This is a genomic window from Nonomuraea sp. PA05 (assembly GCF_008086045.1).
Lineage (GTDB): Bacteria > Actinomycetota > Actinomycetes > Streptosporangiales > Streptosporangiaceae > Nonomuraea > Nonomuraea monospora.
Genome location: NZ_VSEY01000003.1, coordinates 261,308 through 286,887, shown reverse-complemented (window position 1 = coordinate 286,887; position 25,580 = coordinate 261,308). Strand labels below are relative to the sequence as shown.

Here is a 25,580-nt window from a genome sequence, read left to right as displayed (position 1 = left end):
CGGAACGGGCCCGGCCTGGTGAAGTGGCGGACGAGCGCGGCGGAGTCGGCGTTCGTCCGCGCCGAGATCCGCCACCCGGACGGGCGCATGGCCGCCCTCACCAACCCCGTCATCCTGCTCTGACAGTGAGGATCCCGCCCGACGCGGTTCTGACGGTCGCGGTTGCTAGCATTCCCTCCCCTGCAGTCGATCATCAGGAGTTCTCCCGTGCGTTCGATCCCAGCCTTAGCGGGCCTGTTCACCCTGCTCGTCGCCCTCGTGACGGGCTGCTCGGCCGCGGGCGGCGGGCCGAGCCTGGCCGTCCCCGACAGCCCGGTGGGCAAGCAGTTGCAGTGGTATCTGGACGCCGTCAACCGCACGCCGATCCCCGAGAACGAGCTCGGCGAGCACCTCAGCGAGGCCTTCCTCAAGGAGATCCCTGCGGACAAGTTCAACGGCATCGCCAAGGACCTGGCCGGGCTCAAGCTGGACGAGCTGAGCAGCACGAAGCCGAACGAGCTGGCCGGGGTGACGTCCATCCCCGCCGGGCAGAAGTACGACACGAAGATCTCCGTCGGGGACGACGGCAAGATCGACTACCTGCTCCTCGAACCCCAATGATCACGCCCGTCGCGAGCGGCGGCGTACCCATCGCCGCTCATGACCACGGCGGCTCCGGCCAGGACGTCCTGCTCCTGCACGGCGGCGGTCGCACCCGCCACGACTGGGACGTCTTCGCCCGGCTCCTCGTGACCGCCGGGTTCCGGCCGGTGTCCATGGACCTGCGCGGCCACGGCGAGTCCGGGGCCGCCCCGTGGTCGTGGCAGGCGGCCCTCGGCGACGTCACCGCCGTCGCCGGCGCGTACGGGCTGCACCGGCCGGTGATCGTCGGCCACTCACTCGGCGGCATGGTCGCCGCGCTGTGGGCGTCCGAGCACCCGGACTGCCCGCTCGCCGTGAACCTCGACGGCCACGGCAACCCGACCCGCCCCGGCCAGTTCGCCGGCCTGGAGGAGGCCGCGGCGTCGGCCGCCTGCCAGGAGATGACCGCCTTCCTGACGGAGCTGGGCCAGGGCCTTCCGGAGGAGTTCTTGCAGGTCATGCGGGAGATCGACGCCCTGGACCTGTTCAAGGTGTACCGCGCCGCGCGCTGCCCGCTGCTGGTGGTCAGCGGTGACGCGACGGCATTCGCCGCCGTCTTCCCCGATCGGCTCGTGCCGGCGTGGGAGGCGTACTGCCTGTGGACGCGGCGGCAGCTCGGCGCGGTGGTGGAGGAGTGCCCGCTGGTACGGGAGGCGTCCCTGGCCACCGGGCACGACCCGCACGTCGAGGCGCCCGAGACGGTGCTGCGGCTGCTCTTCGAGCACCTCGAACGGTGACGCGCACGGCTTGCGGGCGGCGCGCCCGCCGGTGAAGGATCATGCCCATGACCCGAGAGCCACAGATTCTCGCCTGCTCAGGAGTGCTCTATCCGCCTGAGGGGTTCACCCACGCGGGCGTGCAGATCTGGCAGGCGATGCGACTGGCCGAGGTGCCCAGGCCGCGCGTCTGCCTGATCGCGACAGCGACGGGGGACGCGCGGGAGCAGATCGACGGCTGGTACGGACTCGTGCCGAAGCTCGGCGACGCCGAACTCTCCCACCTGCAGCTCTTCACCCAGCCGAACGTCAAGGACGTGCGCGCGCACCTGCTCTCCCAGGACGTCGTCTTCGTGTCAGGGGGCAGCGTGGTGAACCTGCTGGCGGTCTGGCGGGCGCACCGGCTGGAGGAGATCATGCGGGAGTGCTGGGAGGCGGGCGTGGTGCTGGCCGGGCAGAGCGCGGGCAGCCTGTGCTGGCACCTGGGCGGGGTGACCGACTCCTTCGGCGACCAGCTCGACCCGGTGCACGACTGTCTCGGCTTCCTGCCGTTCAGCAACGGCGTCCACGACGACCTGGGCGACCAGCCGCGCCGGGACACCTACCGGCGGCTGGTCGGCGAGGGGACGCTTCCGCCGGGATACGCCACGGAGGACGGTGTCGCGCTGCACTACGTGGGCACCCGGCTGCACGAGGCGTTGAGCGTGCTTCCTGACAGGAACGCGTGGTTCGTCGAGCGTGACGGCGACGGCACGAGCCGGGAGACGGCCGTCCCGGCCCGCCGCTGGGTCCCTTGAGCCTGGACGCGGACGGGCCGGGCGCGGACGGGCCGGGCGCGGACGGGCCGGGCGCGGACGGGCCGGGCGCGGACGGGCCGGGCGCGGACGGGCCGGGCGCGGACGGGCCGGGCGCGGACGGGCGGCGTCGGAGCCCGTGGGTTCTGGGGTCGCTCTCCGTGCTGGTCGCCGCGCTCCTGGCGTTCCACTCGGCCGTCCCCAACGCCGTGGGCAACCTCGGCAGCCTGCTGGAGACCTTCCTGCCCTGGCTCGGCCTGCCCGCCGTGGCCCTGCTCGCCCTGGCCTCATTACGACGCTCACCCGCCGCGATCGTGGCCGCGATCGTGCCGGCGGTGGTCTGGGCCGTCATGTTCGGCGCCTGGGTGTTCCCAGGCTCGTCGCCTCCCGGCCCGGCGTTCCCCGGCGCGCCCGAACCACCGTCCGTCCTCACAGTGCTCCAGCACAACGTCGCCGACGACAACGCGACCCCCGCCACCACGGCGAACGCCCTCGCCCGCGCCGGAGCCGACCTCATCGCCCTCCAGGAGCTGACCCTGGAGGCCCTGCCCGTCTACGAAGCGGCCCTCACCCCGGAACACCCCCACCGGATCATCGTGGGCACAGTCGGCCTCTGGTCCCGATACCCCCTCACCGACAGCCGCCCCCTCGACATCAAACCCAAGGCCATCACCGCCGACTGGAACCGCGGCCTGCGCGCCACCGTACAAACCCCGGCAGGCGACATAGCGGCATATGTCGCCCACCTCCCCTCAGTCCGCATCCGCCTCCAGGACGGCTACGGCACGGCCTGGCGCGACGAGAGCGCCACCGCCCTGGGCGCCGCCATCGCCGAGGAAGAGCTGGCCAGGATTGTCCTGATGGGCGATCTCAACGGCGCCGTGCACGACCGCGGCCTGTCCCCCCTCACCTCCCGCCTGACCCCGGCCCTCGACGGCTTCGCCTTCACCTGGCCCGCCGCGTTCCCCCTCGCCCGCATCGACCACATCATGACCCGCGACGCCCCCTCCACCAGCACCTGGACCCTCCCCTCCACCGGCAGCGACCACCTCCCCACCGCCGCCCGGCTCGACCTCAGAAAAACAAATCCCGATTGATGGCCACACGGATGTCGAGAACGTCGCGCCGGCTCCGTCCCAGGGTCACAAGCGGCCACCACGGCCCGCGGGACGAGGAAGAGGACCAGTCATGCAGCAGCACGAGATCACCGAGATCCTGAACCGCCCGTACAGCCAGGAACTGCTCGCCCGTGACCTGACCCGCCTCGCCTACGTCGCCAAGGACGGCACCCCCCGCAACATCCCGATCGGGTTCACCTGGAACGGCTCGCAGATCGTCATGTGCACGACGAAGAACTCCCCCAAGCTCGCCCACCTGCGCGAGAACCCCGCGGTGGCCCTGACGATCGACACCGAGGTGCACCCGCCCAAGATTCTGCTCATCCGCGGCCAGGCCGAGCTGGACGTCGTCGACGGCATCCCGGACGAGTACCTCCAGATGAACGGCAGCTACCAGATGACGCCCGAGCAGCGGGTCGTGTGGGAGGCGGAGGTGCGTTCGCTCTACGACGGCATGGTCCGGGTCGTCGTCACCCCGACGTGGGTCAAGCTGATCGACTTCGAGACGACGCTGCCGAGCGCGGTCGAGGAGCTCATGCACGAGCGAGCCGCACGCCAGCAGGCCTGAACCCCTTCACGAAACCGCACACAGGAGAACATGATGGCCAAGTACCTGCTTCTCAAGCACTACCGAGGCGCTCCCGCGGCGGTCAACGACGTGCCGATGGACCAGTGGACGCCGGAGGAGGTCTCCGCCCACGTGCAGTACATGCGGGACTTCGTCGCCCGGCTGGAGACCACTGGCGAGTTCGTCGACAGCCAGGCGCTCTCCCCTGAGGGCACGTTCGTCCGCTACGACGGCGAGGGACGGCCGCCGGCCACCGACGGGCCGTTCGCCGAGACCAAGGACCTGATCGCCGGCTGGATGGTGATCGACGTCGAGACGTACGAGCGGGCGCTGGAGCTGGCGGCCGAGCTGTCCGCGGCTCCCGGAGCGGGCGGCCGGCCGATCCACGAGTGGCTGGAGGTGCGCCCGTTCCTGTCCGCGCACTCCACCGTCACGGAGTGACGAACGGTGGACGAGACCCTGCTGCGGACCCTCACCCCCACGGTGATCGGCGTGCTCGTCCGCCGCGGAGCCGACTTCGCGGCGGCCGAGGACGCCGTACAGGATGCCCTGATCGAGGCCGTGCGCGTGTGGCCGGACGACCCGCCCCGCGACCCGAAGGGCTGGCTGGTCACCGTGTCGTGGCGCAAGTTCCTGGACGCCACCCGCGCCGACGCCTCCCGCCGCGACCGCGAGGGGCGCGTCGAGGCCGAGCCCGCGCCGGAGCCGGGCGACCCGGTGGACGACACGTTGCAGCTCTACTTCCTGTGCGCGCACCCGTCCCTGACGCCGGCCTCGGCCGTCGCGCTGACGCTGCGCGCGGTCGGCGGCCTGACCACGCGCCAGATCGCGCAGGCCTACCTGGTGCCGGAGGCGACCATGGCCCAGCGCATCAGCCGGGCCAAGCGGACCGTCTCGTCCGTCCGCTTCAACCAGCCCGGCGACGTCGCCACGGTGCTGCGCGTCCTCTACCTCGTCTTCAACGAGGGCTACTCAGGGGACGTCGACCTCGCCGCCGAGGCGATCCGGCTGACCCGCCGGCTCGCGTCCGGGACCAAGCACGAGGAGGTGGCGGGCCTGCTCGCGCTCATGCTGCTGCACCACGCCCGCCGCCCCGCCAGGACGGGCCGGGACGGCAGCCTCGTCCCCCTCGCCGAGCAGGACCGCTGCCTCTGGGACACCCGCCTGATCGCCGAGGGCGTGGACGTGCTCCAGGCCGCCCTCGCCCGCGACCGGCTGGGCGAGTTCCAGGCCCAGGCCGCCATCGCCGCGCTGCACGCGGACGCGCGCACGGCCGGGGAGACCGACTGGGTGCAGATCGTCGAGTGGTACGACGAGTTGCTGCGCCTCACCGGCAACCCGGTGGCCCGCCTCAACCGGGCGGTCGCCGTCGGCGAGGCGGACGGCCCGCGCGCCGGGCTGGCGGCCCTGGCGGAGCTCGACCCGTCGCTGCCCCGATACACCGCGGCCGAGGCGTACCTGCGTGAGCGTGACGGGGACCTGGCTGCGGCGGCGCGCCTGTACGCCGAGGCCGCCCTCTCCGCCCCCAACCTGCCCGAACGGGACCATCTCACGCGGCAGGCCGCCCGCCTCAACGCCAAGCTCCGAGATTGAAGGCCTTCAGGCGCCCTCACCGAGGGCGCCCACATGCTGTCGCCCCCTCCCCAGCCGCGACTTCCCTACGGAAAACGACTCGTTGCGGGCGTTGAGCGACAGCTAAGGTGATCACTGTGCAGGACGAGGTCTACCGCTACAACGCGGAACGCTGGGAAGCCCTGGTGGAGGCGGACGCGCTGTTCACCCGCCCCATGCTCGACCTGGACGAGGAGAAGGCCCGCGGCTACCTGGGCCTGGAACGGCTGGGCGTCCCCGGCGACGTCGCGGGCCGCAAGGTGCTCTGCCTGGCGAGCGGAGGCGGCCAGCAGTCCGCGGCCTTCGCCCTGCTCGGAGCCGACGTGACGGTCTTCGACATCAGCTCCGGCCAACTGGAGCGGGACCGCTCGGCCGCCGATCACTACGGCGTCGCCGTCCGCACCGTCCAAGGCGACATGCGGGACCTCTCAGCCCTCGGCGACACCGCCTTCGACCTGATCTGGCACCCGTACTCGCTGACCTTCGTCCCCGACTCCCGGGTCGTCTTCCGCGAGGTCGCCCGCGTCATCGCGAACGGCGGCCACTACTACCTGATGTGCGCCAACCCGTTCTTCTCCGGGCTGACCCACCACTCCTGGAACGGCGAGGGCTACACCCTCACCCAGCCCTACACGGACGAGGCCGCCACCTCCTACCCCGACCAGGACTGGGTCCACGACCAGGAAGCCTCCGGCATCCGCGAGCCCAGGGAATACCGGCAGACGCTGAGCCGGATCGTCAACAGCCTGATCGGCGAGGGCTTCACGCTGACCCATCTCTCCGAGGTGCGCGGCGACTACCCCGGCGCGGAGCCGGGCAGCTGGGCGCACTTCACGGGGGTGGCCCCGCCGTGGCTGGAGTTCGTCTGGCAGTACCGCGAGCGAAAGTACGAGGGCGATCGTTGCTCAAGGGTGTGATGTTCGACTTCTCCGGAACGCTGCTCCGCATCGAGCCCACGGAGCAGTGGCTACGGGCCGTCCTGCAAGACAACGGCCAGTACTCTCTCTCCGACGCCGAGATCACCGCCTGCGCCGACCGCCTGGAGATCATGGGCGCACAACCAGGCGGCCCCACACCCCGCGAAGTCCCCCACCACCTGACCGGCCTCTGGCGCGATCGCGACCTGACCGACGACCACCACCGCGCCTGCTACACCGCCCTGGCCAGGGAAGCCCGCCTCCCGCACCCGTCCCTCGCGGACGCCCTCTACGAGCGCGCCCTCCAGCCGATCGCCTGGCAGCTCTACCCGGACACCCGCCCCGTCCTCCAGGAGCTGCACCGGCGCGCGGTGCCCACAGCGGTCGTCAGCAACATCGGCTGGGACCTGCGCACCGTCTTCGCCTTCCACGACCTCACCCGGTACGTCGACGCCTTCGTGCTCTCCTACGAGCTCGGCGTGACGAAACCCGACCCCCGCATCTTCCGCGCCGCCTGCGACAAGCTCACGTTGCCGCCCGGCAGCGTCCTCATGGTCGGCGACGACCGCCACGCCGACACCGGCGCCACCGCACTCGGCTGCCCGGTGCACCTCGTCGACCCCCTGCCTGTCAGCGCTCGGCCGGACTCGCTGACGCCCATCGTCGAACTCTTCGAGGAGGGGTAGCTCCGGGCCGCCGTGTCACTCCTCGATGACGGCGTCCTCATCGACGATCGTGTCCAGATGGGCGGAGAGGTCGTCGACGAGCCGGCCGATCAGGCGGACGAGGTCGCGCTGGTCGTCTTCGGACCATCCGGCCAGCGCCTGGTCGAACCACCCGTTGATGACCTGTAGATAGCGGCCGATGAGTTTCTCGCCCGCGGGAGCGAGGGCGATCAGGCGGACTCGCTGGTCGTCCGGATCCGGGACGCGCTTGACCAGCCGACGCCGTTCGAGTCCGTTCAACTGGCGGGTGACGTACGGGCCGGCAAGCTGCATCCGGGCCGCGAGCTCACCCACCCGCAGAGGCCGCTCGGCGGCCTGGAGGGTGACCAGGGTGGTCACCACGGGCCGGTCCAGCGTCACCCCTGCGGCTGCGGTGGCCCGCTCGAACAACTGCCCGCGATTCAGCGTGCTGCTGAGCTGGGTCATGCGGGGCAGCAGCCCCATCAGCGCATCGTTCGTGCTGCTCATCGGCCCTCTCTTGATTAGATATCTACCTTAGGTATATTGTCGCACGCATCCACTCAAGCGGCAACGAAGCCGCCTGACCGAACAATAGATATCTAAGGTAGGTACCTAAAATGACGGACGTTCTGATCGTCGGAGCCGGGCCGACCGGGCTGGCCCTGGCCTGCGACCTTGCCCGCCGTGGCATCGACTGCCGCGTCGTCGACCAGGCGCAAGGCCCCGGCACGGCCTCACGGGCCAAGACGATTCAGCCGCGAACGCTGGAGGTGGCCGACGATCTCGGCGTCATCGACCGTGTACTGGAACTGGGAGCAGTGCACGTGCCGACCCGGCACTACGACCGCGGCCGGGTGATTTCCGAAGCGGTCGAGGCGGCGATCGGGACGTCAGAGCCGGGAGTCCCCTATGCGCCGGTGTGGCTGTCGCAACCGATGTTCGAGCAGATCCTGCGTGATCGCCTGACGGAACTCGGCGGCCGGATCACGTGGGGCACGGCCGTCACCACCGTGCAGGAAGACGGCGACGCCGTCGAGGTGAGCATGCGAACCGCGACCGGCGAGCAGTCGATCACCGCCCGCTACGTCATCGGCTGCGACGGCGGCCGCAGCCTCGTCCGCCGGCAGATCGGCGCGACGCTGCAGGGCGTCTCCTACGGCGATCACCGCTGGTGGCTCGGTGACGTGCGCGTCCAAGGACTGGACCGGCACTGCCAGCACCTGTGGATGAGCCCCGAGCACGGCATCTTGTCGCTGTTCCCGCTGCCGGGCACGAACCTGTGGCAATTCCAGGCGTCCATCCCCGCTGACGACCCGAACCCCGTCCAGCCCTCACTCGACCTGTTCCGGCGCCTCCTCACCGAACGCGCGGGGCTGCTGGACGTCACGATCACGGACGCGGACTGGCTGTCGCTCTACAAGATCAACGTCTGCCTCGCCGACCGGTACAGGATCGGCCGCGTCTTCCTCGCCGGGGACGCCGCGCACATCCACTCACCGGCCGGCGGCCAGGGCATGAACACCGGCATCCAGGACGCCTACAACCTCGGCTGGAAACTCGCCGCCGTCCTCGGCGGCGCCGGCCCCGCCCTGCTGGACACCTACGAGCTCGAGCGCCGGCCGGTGGCACGCGCCGTCCTGGAGGACAGCACCGCCCGCCTGCACGCGGTCATGCGCGCCACCCGCGACGGTGACGGATCGGCCGCGCAACGCGGCCTGACCGGCGACTTCACCACCGGCCTCACGATCGCCTACCCCGACAGCCCGCTCACCACCCCGCTGCCGGACTCCGACAGCGCCCGCGTCCGGCCCGGCGACCGCGCCCCCGACGCCGAAGGCGTCCAACCCGGGTCCGGCCGCACGGTCCGCGTGTTCGACCTGCTCCGCGGCCCGCACTGGACCCTGCTCACCTTCGACCGCGGCCACCCCGCACCCTGCAGCACCATCGACGACCCGCTTCGCACAGTCCGGATCACCACCGATACCAAGGCCACCGGCCCCGGCGTCGTCCTCGACACCGATGGCCAGATTCACCGCGTCTACGACATTCGCGAGGACAGCGCCGTGCTCATCCGTCCGGACAACTACATCGCCACCCGCTCCCCCATCCGCCCCGACACCCACCAGATGACCACATGCACGGCCCAGCCGAGCTGACGCCTGTTCGCGAGGCGCTGCGGCGACCCGTAAGCGGCGGCGTCTCGGGGAGGTTGGTCGCTTACCAGTCCGGCTCCCATCTGTAGCTGTACCAACGGCCCTCCAGGTGGCTGTAGCGGTTGCCGCCGTCGCTGCTCTCACTGGGTTCTCCGGAGGGCAGCCACAGGAAACCCTTGCCGTCGTCCAGGAACAGGTCTCGAACGGCGAACTCGACACTGCCGGGAAACTCTTCCCCCGTGGTGGCGTCCTGATGCCGCATCCCGCCGCACGCGTAGTACAGGCCAACCCATTGACACGCTTCCGCACGGCGGGGATTTTCGTTCACGGATTCGACGTAGGCTTCCATGCTCGATTCGGAGAGCGTGAAACGAACCCAGGACGGCGCTTCCGTCATCAGCGCGATCAGCACGACACCGGCGACGTACCACGGCATGAGCGTGCGACTGCGTATGCCCTCCGGCAAGGCTCCTTTGTGGTCGGCCCAGACCACTCGAATCGCCCAGTAAACGAATAAGACGAGGCCGACGGGAACTGCGTGAACGAACGTCTCAAGCCCCAGCCAGGACGGGTGACCGGCCCATGTCAAGAGAACGGCCGCCGCCGCCGAGAAGACGACCAGGAACGGTAATCCAGGCGGCTTGTTGATCACAGCGCCACCCTAGCGCGCAACAGGGAGAAGAACCGCTCCCCTCGATGTCAGGAAGGAAATGACCGGTAGCGCTCGAACACCTCCAGGCGCGCCCCGGGCAAGCTTTCCGCCATCTCCCTCCCCGCGCGCCCGCCACGACGAGCGCCGGACACCGAACGGACGCCAGCCCCTCGGTCAGCCTTGGACATGCGTGGTTGGGCACCATGCGAGCCACCCGGAACCCTCCACAATCTGTCGGCATACGGCGGCGGGCACCATGAGGATTTCCCCAGGCGCCGGCGTCGCGCCGCCACTCTTTCCCAGGAAGAATCGAGGGAGCCGCTTAAACTCAGGGACGGACGAATCAGGAGCAGAACACAGCATGGATGCACAAGACTTAGGCAAGGCGTTCCACGGCACGGACATCATCGCCGAGCCCGGCGAGGTAGTCGTCCGCAAGGGCAACGCGAATCTGTGGCGCGGCAAAGAGGCCGTGGGCGGCCGGCTCTGGCTCACCAGTAATTGGCTGGTCTTCCACGCTCACTCCGTGAATTACCAGGCAGGCGTCTGGGCTTGGCCGCTCAAGGACATCATCACGACGACCCCGGTCAACACGCTCGCCATCGTGCCGAACGGCATGGAAATCGCACTGCGGAGCGACGAACGCATCCGATTCGTCGTGCACCGCCGCCGGGAATGGATGAACGCGATCGAAACCACGAAAGGCTGAGCGCCCCTCACGCTGCGACCGCGGGCACCGACGTCTACGGCTACATCGAAACCCGTCACCCATGTGCCGGCGAGGACTGGTACGACAGCGAACCATGGCAACCGTTCGACGCCCCTCTACCCCCTGTACGACGGCCGCGACCACGACGCGTTCGGCTGCCTCTTCGGCGTCCGCGACCAGCTCGACTGGCCTCCTGCCGCAGCCGCCCGTGGCCTACCGGCCGTCACTTCTCGCCACTTCGAAGCATCCGCTGCCACCGACCCCGCCGTCCACGACTGCACGTGGATCACCTGGACGGAGACTCGCGACCTGGACATGACCGTGCAGCCCGCGGAGTGCTGCACATCAACTCGGCAGTATCGAATCGACGACCATTGGCCGAAGGAACTCGCGAGGCTCTACCCCGTTCCTCTCTTCGCTGCGAGCATGTTTACCGTGCGAGCAGTGCCGCGCGAACATCGGCGAAGAAGGCAGGATCGGTCGCCATCCGCATAAGAAAATGATGAGGGGCCCAACTACGCATCCCGGAGACCAAGGCCGCCTCAGTCAACCGTCGCATGACCAGGACCATCTCACGCGCCTCCCCATCTGGCCGCACGACGTACACGGCCTCGCTGAGCAGCCCAACCATCACACCCATCTTGGCGCCGATCAGGTATTCATCGGGATCGGCCCACGGCTGCCGCATCGGCCATTCCAGATGCCGGCTCGCTATCTCATCCCTCTTCAGTCTGGCGAGAACCCCGTGCAGCACACGCGGCGCGATACAGGAAACGCTCTCGACCAAGTCCATCTCCTGGGCATATTCGAAAGACGTGAGTCGCGTCTCCTGGCCGTCCCTGACGTAGTTGCGCAGGCAGACGTCAGGGGGCAGCGTGCAGCCGCCGTAGATGCGCAGCGCCTCGCCGTTGATGGTGCTGACGGGCGCTTGCGCGATCTCGTCCAGCGCCTGAGCGCCAAAGCGGTCGCGTAGCAGATCGGCGGCGGCGTTGTCGCTTTCCTCGATCAAAGCGGAGACCAGCTCGTCCAGCGTGACGCTCGCGCCGGGCTTGAGCCGTCTGAGCGCCGCTTCGTGGGCGCCGCCATCGGTGTCGGGCAGGTGATAGGCGTCCCAGAGCGCTACGGAGACTGGTTCGTCCGGCTTGGCCAGGCCCTTGCGCACGGCATCGGTGTAGGCGGCGAGGTGAATGATTTTGATGGCGGACGCCACGGGGGTGAGGCGGTCGGCATTGTGCTCGATGCCCTGGGTCATCAGTGCGATGGTGTCAGGGTGAGCGCGGATGTGGGCGAGTACGGCCTCGGTGTCCTTGAGATCGTCGTTCATCGGGGCCATGCAGGAGACAAGAACAAAGCAGGAATGGTTCGCATCCCTCGATTCAACTCAGGAGACTTCGCATACAGAAACGATTTTTGAGGTTACGGGTGACCGAAGTTCGGCTTGGAGCTTGTTCTTCTCCTTTGTACGACCTGATGATTCCGGCCTGTTCCATCCGCAGACGCGGTGCTTGCTGGAGAAGCATGGCCGACCGGCAACGATCCGGTCGGCGCGCTGTGCGGGATGGAGGCGGATACACAACCTCACCCCGCACACGAGCAGGCAGGCCATGACCTGGGGATCGGAGACCAGCTACGGGAGATCCGCAAGCGCCGAGGCTTGTCCCAGAAGGTCATATCGGAGCGCTCCGGGATGACCCAGCCCGCTCTGTCTTACATCGAGGGCGGGTGGCGGCATCCCGGATATTGCGACACTGCTGCGCCTCGGTGCGGCAATGGGAATCCGGTTCCGCGTCGAACTCGCATGAGCTGAGGGCGCGCCACTTCACGCGAGCAAGTGCGACGGTCGCCCCCCGCATACCGCCACGCGGTCGCCGTGAATTCACCGAACCCGGCTCAGACTTCGGTGAACGCCTCGTCTTCGCTCAATACCAGCACCTGTCAGCAGGGGGGCTGAGCAGCCGCCAAGCCGATCCGAGCGCCTTACGGAGTCCGGACGCCGATCTCTGCTGATCTTGCCGCAGGGTCGGCTTTCTCCATCCTGCGAGATCAGTAGCCGCGAAGGCATCGTTCAGAGAAAACGCGCAGACACGACCCGAATGCGAGCAGAACCCTCAAACCGCAGGATGCCGCTTGGAGTCGCGAGCGGGCCGCATGGCCGGAGCATCACCCTGCAAGCACTGACCGGCGCTGCTCCCCCTCGACGAGCACCACGACCATACGGACCTCATAGCATGGGCTTGCTGCGATGGTCGCGTGATCACGCTGCCCGAACCGCCGTTTATACGGTTGCTGAACCGGGGCAAGCTGTCTACTTTGCCACGGTGAGTGAAACTACGGAGTTGAACGGCCCTACGCTGCTGCGCATTATTGGGCCCCCAGCGGTCGGCAAGATGACGGTCGGCTATGACATCGCTCAGCTGACCGGGATGAAGGTCTTTCACAATCATCTGGCCATCGAGCCGGTGCTGCGGTTCTTCGAGTTCGGCAGCGAGCCTTTCGCGCGCCTCGTTGGCGGGTTCCGCCGTCGGGTTTTCGAGGAGGTGGCTGCCAGCGATCTGGCGGGCCTGATCTTCACGTTCGTGCGGGCGTTCGACGTCCCTGCCGATGAGATCGAGCTTGAGAGTTACGCGGCTCCGTTCCACAGCAGGGGAGGACGGGTCTTCTACCTGGAACTGTCCGCGAGCCAGGAGGTGCGCCTGGAGCGGAACGAGGGTGAGCTTCGCCTGGCTGAGAAGCCGTCCAAACGTGATCTCGAGTGGTCGCGGCGAAATCTTCTGGAGCTGGACGCCAAGTACCAGCTGAATTCGAATGGCGAGTACGAGGGCCGGGCCGACTATTTGCGAATCGACAGTACCGAGCTGTCCTCGGCTGCAGTCGCGAAGCTGACGATCGAGCACTTCGGTCTCGGACAGCGGTCATAGGCCCCGCTTGGAGAAGGCTCGTCTGCGTTCTCGCCCGCGGCGTAGTCGCCCGGAGCGCGCTCTGCCGGCCCAGGACCGGGAATCGCTCCTCAGCGGTGACCGAGGCGTTAACCGTCGCCGGAAGGTCCGGGGGAGGTCCGCATCACACACCGTCCTAAGCTTCGGTGGCGAACTTCTCCGCCCACAGGTCGAAACTGCGGGTCAAGGTGCGACGGCGGTACGCCTCGTCGGGCTGCGCGGCGGCTTTCGCGTAGGCCTCGGCGATGGCGCCGTCCACGTCGAGTGCGCGCCGTCGCTCCTCTATCGACAGAAGCCAGACATGTTCGGTGACCCGCTCACCCCCACCGCCGAGGACGGCCTCCGCGTCGGCCCGGCCGGTCGAGACGATCCGGCCGGTCACCGTGTCCAGGCGCCAGGCCGCCGTCGGGGCGGCGTCGTCGGTGAGGTCCACCCGCACCGGCTCGGATTCGAGGAGAAAGTACGCCCTGCGCCGCTGTACCTGCCGCCACATCTCGTAAGTGGCACGCCGGGTCTGCGCGGTTCGCCCGTCGCGCGCCGCCCGCTCGTACGCGGCGAAGATGTCCGGCTTGTCGTGACGCTGAAAGAACGACTCGCGGAGCAACCGCTCCCGTCGGTGCTCGACCGCTTCGATGAACTCGTCCTCGTCACGCAGCGGCCAGGTCTCGTCGTCCTCCAGGCCGTGCGCGCACTGTAAGGCGCACCGCGTGTCGGCCTCGAACTCGCCGGTGGCATCGTTGAGGCCATATCCCGCCGCCCGGCGTCCCAAGATGGGATCGAAGGGGCCTTGACCGTACGGGAAGGTCTCGACGAGCTGGCCCCAGCAGTCGAAGTGCCGCTCCGAGTACAACGGATCGAACGATGCGTCGACGGGCACGGCCGGTCGAGTCGCGCTCGCCGATCGAGCCGGCGAGGTGAGGCGCCGACGCCACGGATACACCGGACCGTGAACGTCGAGAAAGGTACGGAACTCGGCCCAGCTCGGCCAGTGGTCCAATTCTTTCTCGTTCCCCGCGATATTGACCGGACGGAAATCGGCGACTCGTACGCGCAGGTCGGTCTGCTCCAATGCTTCGCGAACGGCGGCACGCGCCTGCTCCGGATCCGCGTAATCGCGACCGTCAATGACGAAGCCCGCCTCCGGCCCTGTGTACGGGCCGCCGACGATCCACACGAACGTCAAACGCCGGCGGTAATCGATCGGCCCAAGGACCAGCGATTCCATCAGATCTCCTCCAGTCCGGCACGGACGCTGGGGCGGATATCCCTCGGTGGCCGGGATCTTGGCTTGTAGACGCGTCGACCTGTGGCTGAGGTTCTCCTGAGTGACCGTAGTTGGTCCCTCATCATCTCCTCAGCGGCACGGCGATCAGGCTCGCGACCCCAGTCGTTGCCACCATGAAGGTTTGCTGACGCGGGCGATTGATCCGCGTGGCGCTTCGCCCGTGACGGCGTACTTGAAGAACGTCTCCAGGTCATGTACATATCCGTTGTGGATCCGCTTGGCGACCTTGTTGTGCGGGTAGCCGCGAAGTCCCGCAGGGCTCTCCACAGCAGCGGCATTCTCGTTCGCGCAGTACACCCATTTACAGTCGCTATTTCGGACGATCATCTCGCCCAGATACGCCCCTGCGCTCATGATCACGCTGTGGACGGCCTCAGGAGACGACTTCGAGGTCACGAAATGGGTGCAGTAGTTGTCGAGATGGTGAATGAACGCCGGGTCCCAGTCGAAGGAGTATCCGTCCTCGCGTGTGTGCTCAACAAAGTGCTCGGCCAGGCTCCGCATGTACCCGGCAGTCTCAGCGTCGCTGGGGGCGGTTCCTGCTGCGACTTCCTGCGCACCATCGGCTCCTAGGTTCCGGTTCGGATCATCAGCGCAGCTTCCCATGGCACGGTCGAAGGACGAAAGCCGAGGCACCGACCTCACTGATCATGCCGTCCCCGTTGACGCGCCCGAAGGACCGGGGCTCTGGGGACAAGGTGGCGCCCCCAACCTCGTTCCCGTGGCCCTGGTCTGCTCGGGTTGTCCCGGCTCGATGCCGGACGGGATGATCACGCTGCCGACAGCCGCTTACGTCCCGCTCCTGCGAGGCGGCGATCATCCCGGAGCTGGAGTGCCCCCGCCGGAGGCACTGGGTTTCCAATAGGGAGGCCGTGTGATGCCGAGCTTTCGGGCGCTGAGGGGAGAGAGCGTCATGGGTGTGAGCCATCCTTGCCGGGTCACGACGACTTGGGCCGGCAGTGGTGCGGATGGGGAGACCTCGATGCCGCGAGCCCAGTTGAGGAGGATGCCTTCGGTTCCATCGGTGTCGGCCAGGATGACGGAAATCGGTTGCTGGTCGTTGGCCCAGGTGTTCCAGACGGCCCAGCCGTCAGATGCCGGGGGTATCCCCAGTCGGGTGCAGATTTCTTCGTAGGTACCCTCCATGTCTGAAGGGATCGCCTTCGGGTGGAGGAGGACGATTCCTGCGAGCTGCATGGGCGGGAGATCGTCTTCCAGGCAGCCGTCTCCGCTGAAGTGGTGGTGGCGGATCTGACGGGCCAGCTCGTTCACGGCTCGGTGGAGAGCAGTGGCGGGTGTCGCCTCGCGGTCGTAGGTCAGCCATCCTTCTTCGTTGGCGGCGTGTATGACATCGTGGGCGAGCAGTTCGATGTGACGTAGGTACTCCGTCTCGCTGAGGTTGGCTGGAGGCATGAGGCCCAGTTTGCACCTGCTTGCGGATCTGGCCCAGTCAGCTCGGGAATCGCAGGGATGTCGCCTCGTGAGAGCTTTGACATGGGTCTGAGGCCGGTCGTGAGTGACCGTGGTTGCCCCCTCGTCACACCTCCTAATGGCCCGCTAATGGTCCGACGACCAGCCTTCATCCTGGCATGACGCGAGCACCGAGGTACGTAACAGGGCAATTTCACTTCTCCAAGACCCGGCTCTTGCTTGCACTATAACGTTTGTGTTATGAACTGAGGAGAGGTGGAGCTGGAGCCAGAGGTTGATGAGTGGTTCGACACTCTTGATCAGGAGGACCAGGAAACAGCGGCGTTCTACATCGACCTACTGGCCGCGCGTGGTGTCCTGCTCGACGAGCCCTACACTCGTCAGCTCCGCGGCAAACTACGGGAGCTGCGATTTCACCTCCGCCGAGAGGCGGTGCGGATCACCTACTGGATCGCTCCGGGGAGACGGATCGTCATGCTGACGGTGTTCCGCAAGCAGCGGATGCGCGAGACCACTGAGATCGATCGTGCGTGGCGGGCCATACAGCGGTGTATCACTGAGGCGCACACCACTGATGAGGAGTGAGCGGAGTGAGCGAGCGCAAGACTTGGGCCGACAGGAAGTCCGAAATCATGAATCGTCCCGGTGCTGGAGCGGCCTACGAGGCGGCCAAGATCCGGTTCGAACTGGGCGAGGCCGTGAGGCTGCGGCGTGAGCAACTCGGACTGACCCAGGCTGAACTAGCGGAGCGCACTGGGCTGCAGCAGCCAGCTGTTGCACGGTTCGAGGCAGGAGGAACCATGCCGAGCATCCCCATGCTGGAGCGCCTGGCAGAGGCTCTGGAGATGCGGCTCAACGTCGAGTTCCAGCCGCTGCGTGAGGCCGGCTGATCTTGCTCGAAAAAGTCCCGGCACCCACGACCTGGCTGCCGGTACGCGTCGCTGGTTGCACGGAAGATCGAGAACAGCCCCCGAAAACGATCAAAGCCAGGCTGGGAATCCATCCCGGACCTGGCCTCCTAGTGAGAGCGGGTGACGGGAATCGAACCCGCGCTGTCAGCTTGGGAACTGCATCGATCACGGCCCGCTGGGGCGCTGAACTGGGCAGAAAGCCGGTCCTGAGTGACCGTGATTGACCCCTCTTTGCCCCCTCCTAATGGCCCGCTAATGGCCCGGCGATCAGCCCGCGACCTGGCGTTTTCCCGCGTAACGCGCACACCGTCCGCCTGATCACCCTCATCCGCCGTTGTTCCGTCCCAAAGAGGAAGTCAGGAGAGCACCCAGCTCTCGCCGATGTGCAACCACGAGTAGTAGGCGTCCCGACGCTCGTAAGGCAGCCGCGACACCGCAGGAGGATAAGCGGTAGGATAAAGAGCATGAGCGAGCCTACTGGCAAGTATTCGATCACCATGCCGCGTGACATCGCCGAGGCAGCCCGATCCCGGAGCGGCCCTTCCGGCCTGTCGGCTTACGTCGCCGCCGCCGTCGCCCGCCAGATCGAGCGCGACAACCTCAGCGAACTCATTCAGGTCGCCGAGGCCGAGCATGGCCCCATCACCGACGACGAGGTCCAGGCACTGCGCGACCAACTCCACCAGGCTCGGCGGGGACAGGCCAATGGTGGGGCGGCTGCGTGACCCGTTCTCCCGCTGCTCCCGGCGGCACCCTTGTCCTCGACAGCGAGGGACTGGCCAAGGCCGTCCTGCGCGACCGTACGATCACCGCATGGCTCGCTCTCGCCCGCGCCGACGACCTCCGAGTCATCACCTCCGCCGCCACCCTCGTCGAGGTGGTCCACCCCCGCGTTAACCGGCCGGCTCTGGAGTGGACGCTGTCCCGCCTTGTCATCGAGCCAATCACCGAACCAATCGCCCGCCACGCCGCCACCCTCTTGTCCAACGTCGGCCTGCACGGGCACAAGTACGCCATCGACGCCATGCTCAGCGCCACCGCCCTCGCAGCCCCAGGCCCCGTCACAGTCCTCACCTCCGACCCCGAGGACCTCGCCGCACTATGCGGCGTACGCGTCACCGTCATCAAGGTCTGAGTCAGGCCCCTGCCCTGCTAGCTCCGACAGGGCTATCATCCAAGCTAATGGCACCCAGAGCCCAACAACCCTGGACAACACCAAAGCCCAGGCACCGAATCCATCGGCCTACCTGGGCTTTCCCTATGAGAGCGGGTGACGGGAATCGAACCCGCGCTGTCAGCTTGGGAAGCTGATGTTCTGCCATTGAACTACACCCGCGCAAACCCGAAGGCCGCGCCCCCCACTGTAGCGGAAACTTGCCCCACAACAGCAATCCCAGCCAACACTCGTCGAACCAGACCGGTAAGTTGCTCACCGTGTTGCTATCTGACCGTGACATCCTCGCTGCGATCGAAGCCGGCCGTCTGAACATCGACCCGTTCGACCCGGAAATGATCCAGCCGTCCAGCATCGACGTTCGGCTAGACCGCTTCTTCCGGGTGTTCGAGAACCATCGGTACCCGCACATCGACCCGTCCGTCGAGCAGCCGGATCTCACGCGGATGGTGGAGCCGGAGGGGGATGATCCGTTCATCCTGCATCCGGGTGAGTTCGTGCTGGCCTCCACGTACGAGGTGGTGAGCCTGCCGGACGATCTGGCGTCGCGGCTGGAGGGGAAGAGTTCGCTGGGGCGGCTGGGGTTGCTGACGCATTCGACGGCCGGGTTCATCGATCCAGGGTTCAGCGGCCATGTGACGCTGGAGTTGTCGAACGTGGCGACGTTGCCGATCAAGCTGTGGCCCGGCATGAAGATCGGGCAGTTGTGCGTCTTCAGGCTGAGCTCGCCGGCCGAGCATCCGTACGGTTCGAGCAAGTACGGGTCGCGCTACCAGGGGCAGCGGGGGCCGACGCCGTCGCGGTCGTTCCGGAACTTTCACCGGACGAAGATCTGAACAAGATGAACAGTAGATGAACATCTGAGGAACGTACGGGTGACTTCACGCGCCCGACCACGCCCGGGTGAGGGGTTACGGGCTACCCCAAAGCGGGCGTGAGCAGCAAAAAACCGCCTAAAACTACGCGGTTCTGCGGTGTCGTACAACATACGTCGGGTAGCCAGTAGGCGAAGGGGACATGAAGTTCGCATTTCGCCTGGTAAGCCATACCCTCTTCCACGGACCATCCCCGCACATCTGGAGAACGACGTGCGTCTGCGTCTCACGCCACGTGAGGACAGCTACTACGACCTGTTCGCCGACTCGGCGAACAACCTGGTCACGGCATCCCGCCTGCTGGTAGAGATCATTAGCGACGGATCGGACAGGGAGACCCTGGCCGAGAAGATGCGCGCTTGCGAGCACGCCGGTGACGAACGCACCCATGCGATCATGAACCGGCTCAATGAGAGCTTCATCACCCCGTTCGACCGCGAGGACATCTACCGGCTGGCCTCGAACCTCGACGACGTGATGGACGCCATGGAGGCCGCCTCCGACCTCATCGTCCTCTACCAGCTCGACCACCTCCCCAAGGACGTCGTGCGCCAGGTGGAGGTGCTGGAGCGGGCGGCGGAGCTGACCGCCGAGGCGATGCCGCGCCTGCGGTCGATGAAGAACCTCAACGAGTACTGGATCGAGGTCAACCGCCTGGAGAACCAGGGTGACCAGGTCTACAGGAGGCTGCTGGCCAAGCTGTTCAGCGGTGAGTACGACGCCCTCACCGTCATGAAGATGAAGGAGGTCGTCGACGCCCTGGAAGAGGCGGCCGACGCCTTCGAACACGTGGCCAACACCGTCGAGTCGATCGCGGTCAAGGAAAGCTAGGCCCAGAAAGTGGACCTCACGCTCGGCCTCGTCATCGGTGTAGTCGTCATCGCCCTGGTCTTCGACTACACCAACGGGTTCCATGACGCGGCGAACGCCATCGCGACCTCCGTCTCGACCAGGGCCCTGACCCCCAGGGCCGCGTTGTTCATGGCCGCCGCCATGAACTTCATCGGCGCCCACCTGGGCACCCAGGTCGCCCAGACGGTGGGCAAGGGCATCATCGACGCTCCGGACGGCTCACACGGCCTGGTCATCGTCGCCGCGGGGCTGATCGGCGCGATCACCTGGAATCTGATCACCTGGTACTTCGGCCTGCCGTCCTCCTCCAGTCACGCGCTCATCGGCGGCCTGGTGGGCTCCGCGCTGGCCTCGGCCAGCGTGGTGCACTGGGACGGCGTCGTCGAGAAGGTCGTCATCCCCATGATCCTGTCACCGCTGATCGGGTTCACCCTCGCCGCGGCGATCATGATCGCAATTTATTGGATCTTCCGCAACAGCCAGCCGGGGCGGACCAACCGCGGCTTCCGCTACGCGCAGACCGTCTCGGCCGCCGCCATGGCACTCGGGCACGGCCTCCAGGACGCGCAGAAGACGATGGGCGTCATCTTCCTGGCGCTCGTCGTCGGCGGGTTCGCCCAGCCCACGGACCCCATCCCGCAGTGGGTCATCCTGGCCGCCGCCGGGGCGATCTCGCTGGGCACGTACGCGGGCGGCTGGCGCATCATGCGCACGCTGGGGCGGCGCATCATCGCGCTGGACCCGCCGCAGGGTTTCGCCGCGGAGTCGGCGGCGGCGACCGTCCTGTACGGGGCCGCCATCGGGTTCGGGGCGCCCATCTCCACCACGCACACGATCACCTCGGCGATCATGGGTGTGGGGGCCACCAAGCGGCTCAGCGCCGTGCGGTGGGGCGTGGCGGGCAACATCGTGACCGCCTGGATCCTGACCATCCCCGCCGCCGCGATCGTCGCAGCGGTGTCCTACTTCATCCTGCACGCCATCGTCGAAGGCTGATCGCGCGAGGCGCAATGCACGTCACACGGGGCGTAATACACGCCACGCGAGACATACAGCAAGTCACGCGGGGGCGTACATCACGTCCACGTCCCACCGGTTGAACCCGAGGGACTCGTACAGCCTGATCGCCGCCGTGTTGGTCTCGTCCACGTACAGCATCGCCTGGGCGAGACCACGCGAGCGCAGGTGACTCAGGCCGGCGAGGGTGAGCGAGCGCCCGAGGCCGGTGCCCTGCTGGGAGGGGTCGACGCCGACGACGTACACCTCCCCCAGCGGCTCGTGACCATGGTCGGTGGAGCCGTGGATCTTCGTCCAGTGGAAGCCGGCCAGCCGGTCGCCGCGGACGGCCAGGATGAAGCCCTCGGGGTCGAACCAGGGCTCCCGCTCGCGCAGCAGCAGGTCGTCCATCGTCCACGCGCCCTGTTCCGGGTGGTGGGCGAAGGCGGCGGCGTTCACCTTGAGCCAGGCCTCCTCGTCCTGTCCCGGCACGAACGCGCGCAGGCTCACGCCAGGCGGCAGCGTGTACGCGGCCAGCGGGGCGTACAGGGAGCGGCGCATCTGCCACAGCGAGCGGACCCGGTCGAAGCCGAACGCGGTGGCCAGCGCTCCGGCGCCCGCGTGGTCGCCGTGGGCCCACAGCCGCAGCCGGCCGTTCGTCAGGTCGGTGACCGCGCGCAGCAGGCTCGTGCCGTTGCCCTGGCGGCGGTGCGCGGGGTGGATGACCAGTTCGACGCTCGGCCCCTCGACCTCGTCCGTGGGATCGACGTGCGCGTACCCCGCCAGCGTCGAACCCGCCCAAAGCAACACGGAGCGGGCCTGCGGGTCGCCGCCGTAGCGGAGGTGCAGCATCACGTGCTCGTTCAGCGGACGCACGCCGTCCGCCTCCGTCGCCGCCTCCACCACGCCGAGCACCCCGGCGATCTCCTGGTCGTCCAGCCGTTCCCTGATCTCTGTGCGCGCGTTCACAGAACGAACTCTAGGCGTCCGACTGGCAAATAACGCCATGTGACAGCCCGGCATATCGTTACCTTTGCGACATTGGCTGCATAGATTCCAGCCGTAACGTCTTGGGCCATGACGTCTCGTTCCCTCCTCCGGCTGGCGCTGGCCGGCGCCGTCGCCTCGGGTGCGGTCCTGCTGGCCACCCTTCCGGCGGACGCGAGCAAGGCCCCCCGTACGGTCCCCGTACGCCTGCTCGCGCTCAATGACTTCCACGGCAACCTCGAACCCCCCACCGGCTCCTCCGGCCGCATGGTGGACGAGCACGGCAACACGGTCGACGCCGGCGGCGCCGCCTACGTGGCCACCCACATGAAGGCCCTGGCCGACAGGAACACCATCGCCGTCGCCCAGGGCGACCTCATCGGCGCCACCCCGCTGATCTCGGCCGCCTACCACGACGAGCCGTCCATCGAGTTCATGGACAAGCTGGGGCTCAAGGTCGCCGCGGTCGGCAACCACGAGTTCGACGAGGGCTACACCGAGCTGCGGCGCATCATGGACGGCGGCTGCCACCCGGTGGACGGCTGCTCGCCCGCGGGCGAGTGGAAGGGCGCCAAGTTCGACTACGTGGGCGCCAACGTCCTGTTCAAGAACCGCAACGAGAAGACCGACGCCCTGGCGGCGCTCGGCGGCTCCGACTCCGCGCAGGTCAAGAAGGTCCTGTCCGACTGGGGCGTGCCCGCGCTGCCGCCGGTCAGCATCAAGTGGATGAACGGCGTGCCGATCGGCTTCATCGGCCTCGTCACGCAGACGACGCCGAGCATCGTCACGAGCGAGGGCATCAAGGACCTCAAGTTCGTGGACGAGGTCAAGGCCGCGAACGTGGCGTCCAAGCTGCTCAAGCTGGTGGGCGTGAAGGCCCAGGTCGTGCTCGTGCACGAGGGCGACCAGGTCACCGCCGGCCAGTCGCCCGACGCCTGCGCCGCCGTCCCGGGAGCGGGCAACCGCATCGCCACCCAGGTGGACGCCGAGATCGACCTGATCCTGAGCGGCCACTCGCACCAGGCGTACCTGTGCCAGGTCAAGGACCCGGCGGGCAACGACCGCGTCTACTCGCAGGGCGGCTCGTTCGGGCGGGTCATCACGCAGGTCGACCTGAACGTCGACGTGCGGACCCGCGACATCGTCCGCTCCTCCGTCGTCGCCGACAACCACGTCGTGACGCGGACGGTCGCCCCCGACCCCGAGATCTCGGCGTTCGTCCAGACGTGGAAGGACCGCGTCGCGCCCGTCGCGAACAAGGCGGTCGGCACCATCAGCGCCGACATCACCAACGCCGCCGCGCCGTCCGGCGAGTCGCCGCTCGGCGACCTCATCGCCGACGGCCAGCTCGCCGCCACGCAGGCGGGCGGCAACGCGCAGATCGCGCTGATGAACCCCGGCGGTGTACGGGCGTCGCTGTCGTACGCCACCTCGCCCGCGAACGAGGGCGCCGGCGTCGTCACCTACGGCGAGGCGTTCACGGTGCAGCCGTTCAACAACCTGATGCAGGTCGTCACACTGACCGGCGCCCAGCTCAAGACGGTGCTGGAGCAGCAGTTCACCAGCGGGCCGAACAACCAGGCGTTCACCAAGATCCTGCAGCCGTCGGCGAACTTCACCTACACCTACAGCCAGAGCGCCGCCTGGGGCTCCAAGGTGTCCGACATGAAGATCGACGGCGTGCCGGTGACGGACACGCAGCCGATCAGGGTCGCGGCCAACAACTTCCTGGTGGGCGGCGGCGACGCGTTCCTCGCCTTCAGGGACGGCACGGACCTGTGGAGCGGGCCGCTGGACATCGACGCCTTCGTCGAGCACCTCGGCAGGAACAACCCGATCGCTCCCCCGGTCACCAACCGGATCACGGTCGTCGGCTAGCGCGTCCCCGGGCCCGCCTCCCCCCGGAGTGCGGGCCCCAACCACTTGCGCGCGATCTCCTCCTCCAGGTCCACCCCGTGGTGACGGGCCATGAGCAGCACGTGGCAGACCACGTCGGCCAGCTCCGCCCTGAAGTCGGCGTCGAGCTCCGCGCCGGTGCGGCCCTTCGTCCTGGCCCGGCCGGTGAGCATGAGGAACGCCTGCGTCAGCTCACCGACCTCCTCCTGGAGCTTGAGCAGGAACCAGGTGTCGTCGCGGTCGATACCGAGGTGATCGGCGTACCGCCGCGAGATGGACTCGATCTCCTCGGACAGCTCGCGCAGATCCATGCCGCCGAGTCTAGGCCCCCTGCTCACGAGCGGTGCAGCGGCAGAACGGCGACGAAGCGGGCGCCCGGGGTGTGCTCGGCGACCGTGAGGGTGCCGCCGTGCGCCGTGGCGATCTCCCTGGACAGCGGCAGCCCGAGCCCGCTGCCGCCCTTGTCCTTGGCCCTGGCGCTCTCCAGCCGGGTGAACCGCTCGAAGACCCGTTCCCTGTCCTCCGGCGCGATCCCGTCGCCGTCGTCGGTGACCGTCACGACCACCCGATCCCCCCGTACCGCCACCTCGACGTCGATCCTGGACGCGGTGTGCCGCGTGGCGTTGTCGAGCAGGTTCGTCAGCAGGCGGTCGAGCTGCATGGGCGAGCCGAGGACGGGCGCCGGCGCGCAGGCGTCCAGGAAGATCGGAGCCCGGCCGCCCTCGCGGCGGCGGATCTGCTCCTCCGCCACCCGGCACAGGTCCACCACGCGGCGCGGCGTGAGCGCGCCCGCGTCGAGCTTGGCCAGCATCAGCAGCTCGTCGATGATGCCGGTGAGCCGGTCGGCGGCGGCCAGCGCCCGCGCGCCCGTGGCCGGCCAGTCCGTCTCGTCGGGGTAGTCGTGGGCCACTTCGAGCTGGGCGCGCAGCGCGGAGATGGGGCTGCGCAGCTCGTGCGAGGCGTCGGCGACGAAGCGGCGTTGCGTCTCGGCCGAGCGCTCCAGGCGGTCGAGGGTGTCGTTGGTGGTCTCGGCCAGGTCGGCGATCTCGTCGCCCGTGGGCGGCACGGACACGCGGCGGCTGAGGTCCTGGCCGGTGATCTCGGCCAGCTCGGCGCGCACCCGCCCGACGGGCCGCAGCGCGTAGCTGACCACGGCCCAGGTCAGCATGGCGATCAGGACGAGGACGAACGGCGTGCCGAGGTAAATGATCAGGTGGATCCACATCAGGGCCCTGTCGACGTCGGCCAGCGACGAGGCCGCCTGCACGGTGACGGGGCCGCGCGGCGAGCGCACGGTGATGGCCATGAGCAGGTGGTTGCTCCTGGGCTCGTCCGGGTGACGCGCCAGGTCCAGCTCGGTCGTCTCGATCACCTCCCTCCTGACCGGCCTGAACGCGGTCACCCGGGCGTCCTGGGGGAAGGAGGTGCTGCTCGCGAGCACCTCACCGCGCTCCGAGAGGACGCGCAGGAGCTGGACGCGCGCCGGTGTCGGCAGCTCAGCGGGCAGGGTGCCGGTGCGCGCCTGGCTCGCCACCCGCCGGATCGCCAGCTCCGCCCTGGTATGGACGATCCCGTGCAGGTTGTCCGGGACGGTGGACAGCGTCAGGGCCGACGCGCCGGCGAAGACGGCCGCGGCCACCAGGGTCGCGGCCGTGGTCATCCGCGCCCGGATCGAACGCGGAAGGAGCGAGC

General features: G+C 68.1%; 30 protein-coding genes and 1 tRNA gene. 21 read left to right on the top strand and 10 right to left on the bottom strand.

Annotated elements, in window-relative coordinates; genetic code table 11:
- The first annotated feature begins 207 nt into the window (after nt 1-207).
- The 9 genes from FXF51_RS06820 (at nt 208) to FXF51_RS06780 (ending at nt 7,031) form a co-directional block, all read left to right on the top strand.
- Complete coding sequence (locus FXF51_RS06820) at nt 208-600, top strand: Cpe/LpqF family protein (protein WP_148433395.1); 393 nt, start codon at nt 208-210, stop codon at nt 598-600.
- Nucleotides 597-1,358 (top strand): alpha/beta fold hydrolase, encoded by a 762-nt coding sequence (locus FXF51_RS06815; RefSeq protein WP_148433394.1) that lies wholly within the window; start codon nt 597-599, stop codon nt 1,356-1,358. The genes FXF51_RS06820 and FXF51_RS06815 overlap by 4 nt, the downstream gene beginning before the upstream one ends.
- A gap of 47 nt (nt 1,359-1,405) precedes the next feature.
- Nucleotides 1,406-2,134, top strand: a complete 729-nt coding sequence (locus FXF51_RS06810; protein WP_222871147.1) for a peptidase E — start codon at nt 1,406-1,408, stop codon at nt 2,132-2,134.
- Nucleotides 2,131-3,228 (top strand): endonuclease/exonuclease/phosphatase family protein, encoded by a 1,098-nt coding sequence (locus FXF51_RS06805; protein ID WP_262379323.1) that lies wholly within the window; start codon nt 2,131-2,133, stop codon nt 3,226-3,228. Before FXF51_RS06810 ends, FXF51_RS06805 begins: the two co-directional genes overlap by 4 nt.
- A gap of 91 nt (nt 3,229-3,319) precedes the next feature.
- Nucleotides 3,320-3,817 (top strand): pyridoxamine 5'-phosphate oxidase family protein, encoded by a 498-nt coding sequence (locus tag FXF51_RS06800; protein WP_148433392.1) that lies wholly within the window; start codon nt 3,320-3,322, stop codon nt 3,815-3,817.
- A 33-nt stretch (nt 3,818-3,850) separates the two neighbouring features.
- Complete coding sequence (locus FXF51_RS06795) at nt 3,851-4,258, top strand: YciI family protein (protein ID WP_222871161.1); 408 nt, start codon at nt 3,851-3,853, stop codon at nt 4,256-4,258.
- Nucleotides 4,259-4,264: 6 nt separating this feature from the next.
- Entirely contained in the window at nt 4,265-5,410 is a 1,146-nt protein-coding gene (locus FXF51_RS06790) for an RNA polymerase sigma factor (RefSeq protein WP_148433390.1), read from the top strand.
- Nucleotides 5,411-5,526: 116 nt separating this feature from the next.
- Nucleotides 5,527-6,345, top strand: coding sequence for a class I SAM-dependent methyltransferase (locus FXF51_RS06785; protein ID WP_148433389.1), 819 nt, complete (start codon nt 5,527-5,529; stop codon nt 6,343-6,345).
- On the top strand, nt 6,345-7,031 hold the full coding sequence (locus FXF51_RS06780; protein ID WP_148433388.1) for an HAD family hydrolase: 687 nt from the start codon (nt 6,345-6,347) through the stop codon (nt 7,029-7,031). The genes FXF51_RS06785 and FXF51_RS06780 overlap by 1 nt, the downstream gene beginning before the upstream one ends.
- 15 nt (nt 7,032-7,046) lie before the next feature.
- On the opposite strand, the gene FXF51_RS06775 is transcribed toward FXF51_RS06780, so the two are convergent.
- Nucleotides 7,047-7,538 (bottom strand): MarR family winged helix-turn-helix transcriptional regulator, encoded by a 492-nt coding sequence (locus FXF51_RS06775; protein ID WP_148433387.1) that lies wholly within the window; start codon nt 7,536-7,538, stop codon nt 7,047-7,049.
- 110 nt (nt 7,539-7,648) lie between these two features.
- Between FXF51_RS06775 and FXF51_RS06770 the strand changes: the two genes are divergently transcribed.
- A complete protein-coding gene (locus tag FXF51_RS06770) occupies nt 7,649-9,187 on the top strand; it encodes an FAD-dependent oxidoreductase (protein WP_148433386.1) in 1,539 nt (512 codons plus the stop codon).
- 61 nt (nt 9,188-9,248) lie between these two features.
- Here FXF51_RS06770 and FXF51_RS06765 read toward each other — a convergent pair whose 3' ends face one another.
- Nucleotides 9,249-9,836: a hypothetical protein gene (locus FXF51_RS06765; RefSeq protein ID WP_148433385.1), complete on the bottom strand. Its 588-nt coding sequence runs from the start codon at nt 9,834-9,836 to the stop codon at nt 9,249-9,251.
- 361 nt (nt 9,837-10,197) lie between these two features.
- Here FXF51_RS06765 and FXF51_RS60615 point away from each other — a divergent pair, with 361 nt between their 5' ends.
- Nucleotides 10,198-10,545: a GRAM domain-containing protein gene (locus FXF51_RS60615; RefSeq protein WP_187414228.1), complete on the top strand. Its 348-nt coding sequence runs from the start codon at nt 10,198-10,200 to the stop codon at nt 10,543-10,545.
- A gap of 430 nt (nt 10,546-10,975) precedes the next feature.
- Here FXF51_RS60615 and FXF51_RS06755 read toward each other — a convergent pair whose 3' ends face one another.
- Nucleotides 10,976-11,869, bottom strand: a complete 894-nt coding sequence (locus FXF51_RS06755) for a serine hydrolase (RefSeq protein ID WP_187414227.1) — start codon at nt 11,867-11,869, stop codon at nt 10,976-10,978.
- A 234-nt stretch (nt 11,870-12,103) separates the two neighbouring features.
- Here FXF51_RS06755 and FXF51_RS06750 point away from each other — a divergent pair, with 234 nt between their 5' ends.
- Together FXF51_RS06750 and FXF51_RS06745 are read left to right on the top strand one after the other, a co-directional pair.
- Nucleotides 12,104-12,352, top strand: coding sequence for a helix-turn-helix domain-containing protein (locus FXF51_RS06750; protein WP_262379341.1), 249 nt, complete (start codon nt 12,104-12,106; stop codon nt 12,350-12,352).
- A gap of 421 nt (nt 12,353-12,773) precedes the next feature.
- Nucleotides 12,774-13,463, top strand: coding sequence for an AAA family ATPase (locus tag FXF51_RS06745; RefSeq protein ID WP_222871146.1), 690 nt, complete (start codon nt 12,774-12,776; stop codon nt 13,461-13,463).
- Nucleotides 13,464-13,617: 154 nt separating this feature from the next.
- On the opposite strand, the gene FXF51_RS06740 is transcribed toward FXF51_RS06745, so the two are convergent.
- The 3 genes from FXF51_RS06740 to FXF51_RS06730 all read right to left on the bottom strand — a co-directional run bounded on the left by FXF51_RS06740 (nt 13,618) and on the right by FXF51_RS06730 (nt 16,179).
- Nucleotides 13,618-14,706, bottom strand: a complete 1,089-nt coding sequence (locus FXF51_RS06740) for a hypothetical protein (RefSeq protein WP_148433382.1) — start codon at nt 14,704-14,706, stop codon at nt 13,618-13,620.
- A 144-nt stretch (nt 14,707-14,850) separates the two neighbouring features.
- Entirely contained in the window at nt 14,851-15,270 is a 420-nt protein-coding gene (locus FXF51_RS06735) for a hypothetical protein (protein ID WP_148433381.1), read from the bottom strand.
- Between the two features lie 312 nt (nt 15,271-15,582).
- Nucleotides 15,583-16,179 (bottom strand): hypothetical protein, encoded by a 597-nt coding sequence (locus tag FXF51_RS06730; RefSeq protein WP_148433380.1) that lies wholly within the window; start codon nt 16,177-16,179, stop codon nt 15,583-15,585.
- Nucleotides 16,180-16,452: 273 nt separating this feature from the next.
- Between FXF51_RS06730 and FXF51_RS06725 the strand changes: the two genes are divergently transcribed.
- The 4 genes from FXF51_RS06725 (at nt 16,453) to FXF51_RS06710 (ending at nt 18,243) form a co-directional block, all read left to right on the top strand.
- The gene (locus FXF51_RS06725) at nt 16,453-16,782 is read left to right on the top strand and encodes a type II toxin-antitoxin system RelE/ParE family toxin (protein WP_262379322.1); all 330 of its coding nucleotides are present in this window, start codon (nt 16,453-16,455) and stop codon (nt 16,780-16,782) included.
- Between the two features lie 5 nt (nt 16,783-16,787).
- A complete protein-coding gene (locus FXF51_RS06720) occupies nt 16,788-17,087 on the top strand; it encodes a helix-turn-helix domain-containing protein (protein WP_187414226.1) in 300 nt (99 codons plus the stop codon).
- Between the two features lie 485 nt (nt 17,088-17,572).
- Nucleotides 17,573-17,833, top strand: a complete 261-nt coding sequence (locus tag FXF51_RS06715) for a CopG family transcriptional regulator (RefSeq protein ID WP_148433379.1) — start codon at nt 17,573-17,575, stop codon at nt 17,831-17,833.
- Nucleotides 17,830-18,243, top strand: coding sequence for a type II toxin-antitoxin system VapC family toxin (locus FXF51_RS06710; protein WP_148433378.1), 414 nt, complete (start codon nt 17,830-17,832; stop codon nt 18,241-18,243). Before FXF51_RS06715 ends, FXF51_RS06710 begins: the two co-directional genes overlap by 4 nt.
- A gap of 130 nt (nt 18,244-18,373) precedes the next feature.
- Here FXF51_RS06710 and FXF51_RS06705 read toward each other — a convergent pair.
- Nucleotides 18,374-18,444, bottom strand: a tRNA-Gly gene (locus tag FXF51_RS06705).
- Between the two features lie 98 nt (nt 18,445-18,542).
- Here FXF51_RS06705 and dcd point away from each other — a divergent pair.
- The 3 genes from dcd (at nt 18,543) to FXF51_RS06690 (ending at nt 21,005) form a co-directional block, all read left to right on the top strand.
- Entirely contained in the window at nt 18,543-19,118 is a 576-nt protein-coding gene (gene dcd, locus FXF51_RS06700) for a dCTP deaminase (protein ID WP_148433524.1), read from the top strand.
- 252 nt (nt 19,119-19,370) lie between these two features.
- Complete coding sequence (locus tag FXF51_RS06695; protein ID WP_020544729.1) at nt 19,371-19,988, top strand: DUF47 domain-containing protein; 618 nt, start codon at nt 19,371-19,373, stop codon at nt 19,986-19,988.
- Nucleotides 19,989-19,997: 9 nt separating this feature from the next.
- Entirely contained in the window at nt 19,998-21,005 is a 1,008-nt protein-coding gene (locus tag FXF51_RS06690; protein ID WP_148433377.1) for an inorganic phosphate transporter, read from the top strand.
- Nucleotides 21,006-21,068: 63 nt separating this feature from the next.
- On the opposite strand, the gene mshD is transcribed toward FXF51_RS06690, so the two are convergent.
- Nucleotides 21,069-21,974, bottom strand: a complete 906-nt coding sequence (gene mshD / locus FXF51_RS06685) for a mycothiol synthase (RefSeq protein WP_262379321.1) — start codon at nt 21,972-21,974, stop codon at nt 21,069-21,071.
- A gap of 108 nt (nt 21,975-22,082) precedes the next feature.
- Here mshD and FXF51_RS06680 point away from each other — a divergent pair, with 108 nt between their 5' ends.
- Complete coding sequence (locus FXF51_RS06680) at nt 22,083-23,870, top strand: bifunctional metallophosphatase/5'-nucleotidase (RefSeq protein ID WP_148433375.1); 1,788 nt, start codon at nt 22,083-22,085, stop codon at nt 23,868-23,870.
- Here FXF51_RS06680 and FXF51_RS06675 read toward each other — a convergent pair.
- Nucleotides 23,867-24,199, bottom strand: a complete 333-nt coding sequence (locus FXF51_RS06675; RefSeq protein WP_148433374.1) for a pyrophosphatase — start codon at nt 24,197-24,199, stop codon at nt 23,867-23,869. The two genes, FXF51_RS06680 and FXF51_RS06675, sit on opposite strands and share 4 nt — an antisense overlap.
- A gap of 23 nt (nt 24,200-24,222) precedes the next feature.
- Complete coding sequence (locus FXF51_RS06670; RefSeq protein WP_187414225.1) at nt 24,223-25,548, bottom strand: sensor histidine kinase; 1,326 nt, start codon at nt 25,546-25,548, stop codon at nt 24,223-24,225.
- Nucleotides 25,549-25,580 lie beyond the last annotated feature (32 nt).

Bases quoted from the DNA above. Each gene is read 5' to 3' on its own strand.
- FXF51_RS06730 (WP_148433380.1), bottom strand. From the start codon at position 16,179: ATGCCTCCAGCCAACCTCAGCGAGACGGAGTACCTACGTCACATCGAA.
- FXF51_RS06780 (WP_148433388.1), top strand. From the start codon at position 6,345: ATGTTCGACTTCTCCGGAACGCTGCTCCGCATCGAGCCCACGGAGCAG.
- FXF51_RS06775 (WP_148433387.1), bottom strand. From the start codon at position 7,538: ATGAGCAGCACGAACGATGCGCTGATGGGGCTGCTGCCCCGCATGACC.
- FXF51_RS06715 (WP_148433379.1), top strand. From the start codon at position 17,573: ATGAGCGAGCCTACTGGCAAGTATTCGATCACCATGCCGCGTGACATC.
- FXF51_RS60615 (WP_187414228.1), top strand. From the start codon at position 10,198: ATGGATGCACAAGACTTAGGCAAGGCGTTCCACGGCACGGACATCATC.
- FXF51_RS06810 (WP_222871147.1), top strand. From the start codon at position 1,406: ATGACCCGAGAGCCACAGATTCTCGCCTGCTCAGGAGTGCTCTATCCG.
- FXF51_RS06770 (WP_148433386.1), top strand. From the start codon at position 7,649: ATGACGGACGTTCTGATCGTCGGAGCCGGGCCGACCGGGCTGGCCCTG.
- FXF51_RS06670 (WP_187414225.1), bottom strand. From the start codon at position 25,548: ATGACCACGGCCGCGACCCTGGTGGCCGCGGCCGTCTTCGCCGGCGCG.
- FXF51_RS06815 (WP_148433394.1), top strand. From the start codon at position 597: ATGATCACGCCCGTCGCGAGCGGCGGCGTACCCATCGCCGCTCATGAC.
- FXF51_RS06755 (WP_187414227.1), bottom strand. From the start codon at position 11,869: ATGAACGACGATCTCAAGGACACCGAGGCCGTACTCGCCCACATCCGC.
- FXF51_RS06795 (WP_222871161.1), top strand. From the start codon at position 3,851: ATGGCCAAGTACCTGCTTCTCAAGCACTACCGAGGCGCTCCCGCGGCG.
- FXF51_RS06750 (WP_262379341.1), top strand. From the start codon at position 12,104: ATGGAGGCGGATACACAACCTCACCCCGCACACGAGCAGGCAGGCCAT.
- FXF51_RS06675 (WP_148433374.1), bottom strand. From the start codon at position 24,199: ATGGATCTGCGCGAGCTGTCCGAGGAGATCGAGTCCATCTCGCGGCGG.
- FXF51_RS06800 (WP_148433392.1), top strand. From the start codon at position 3,320: ATGCAGCAGCACGAGATCACCGAGATCCTGAACCGCCCGTACAGCCAG.
- FXF51_RS06745 (WP_222871146.1), top strand. From the start codon at position 12,774: ATGGGCTTGCTGCGATGGTCGCGTGATCACGCTGCCCGAACCGCCGTT.
- FXF51_RS06740 (WP_148433382.1), bottom strand. From the start codon at position 14,706: ATGGAATCGCTGGTCCTTGGGCCGATCGATTACCGCCGGCGTTTGACG.
- FXF51_RS06680 (WP_148433375.1), top strand. From the start codon at position 22,083: ATGACGTCTCGTTCCCTCCTCCGGCTGGCGCTGGCCGGCGCCGTCGCC.
- FXF51_RS06735 (WP_148433381.1), bottom strand. From the start codon at position 15,270: ATGCGGAGCCTGGCCGAGCACTTTGTTGAGCACACACGCGAGGACGGA.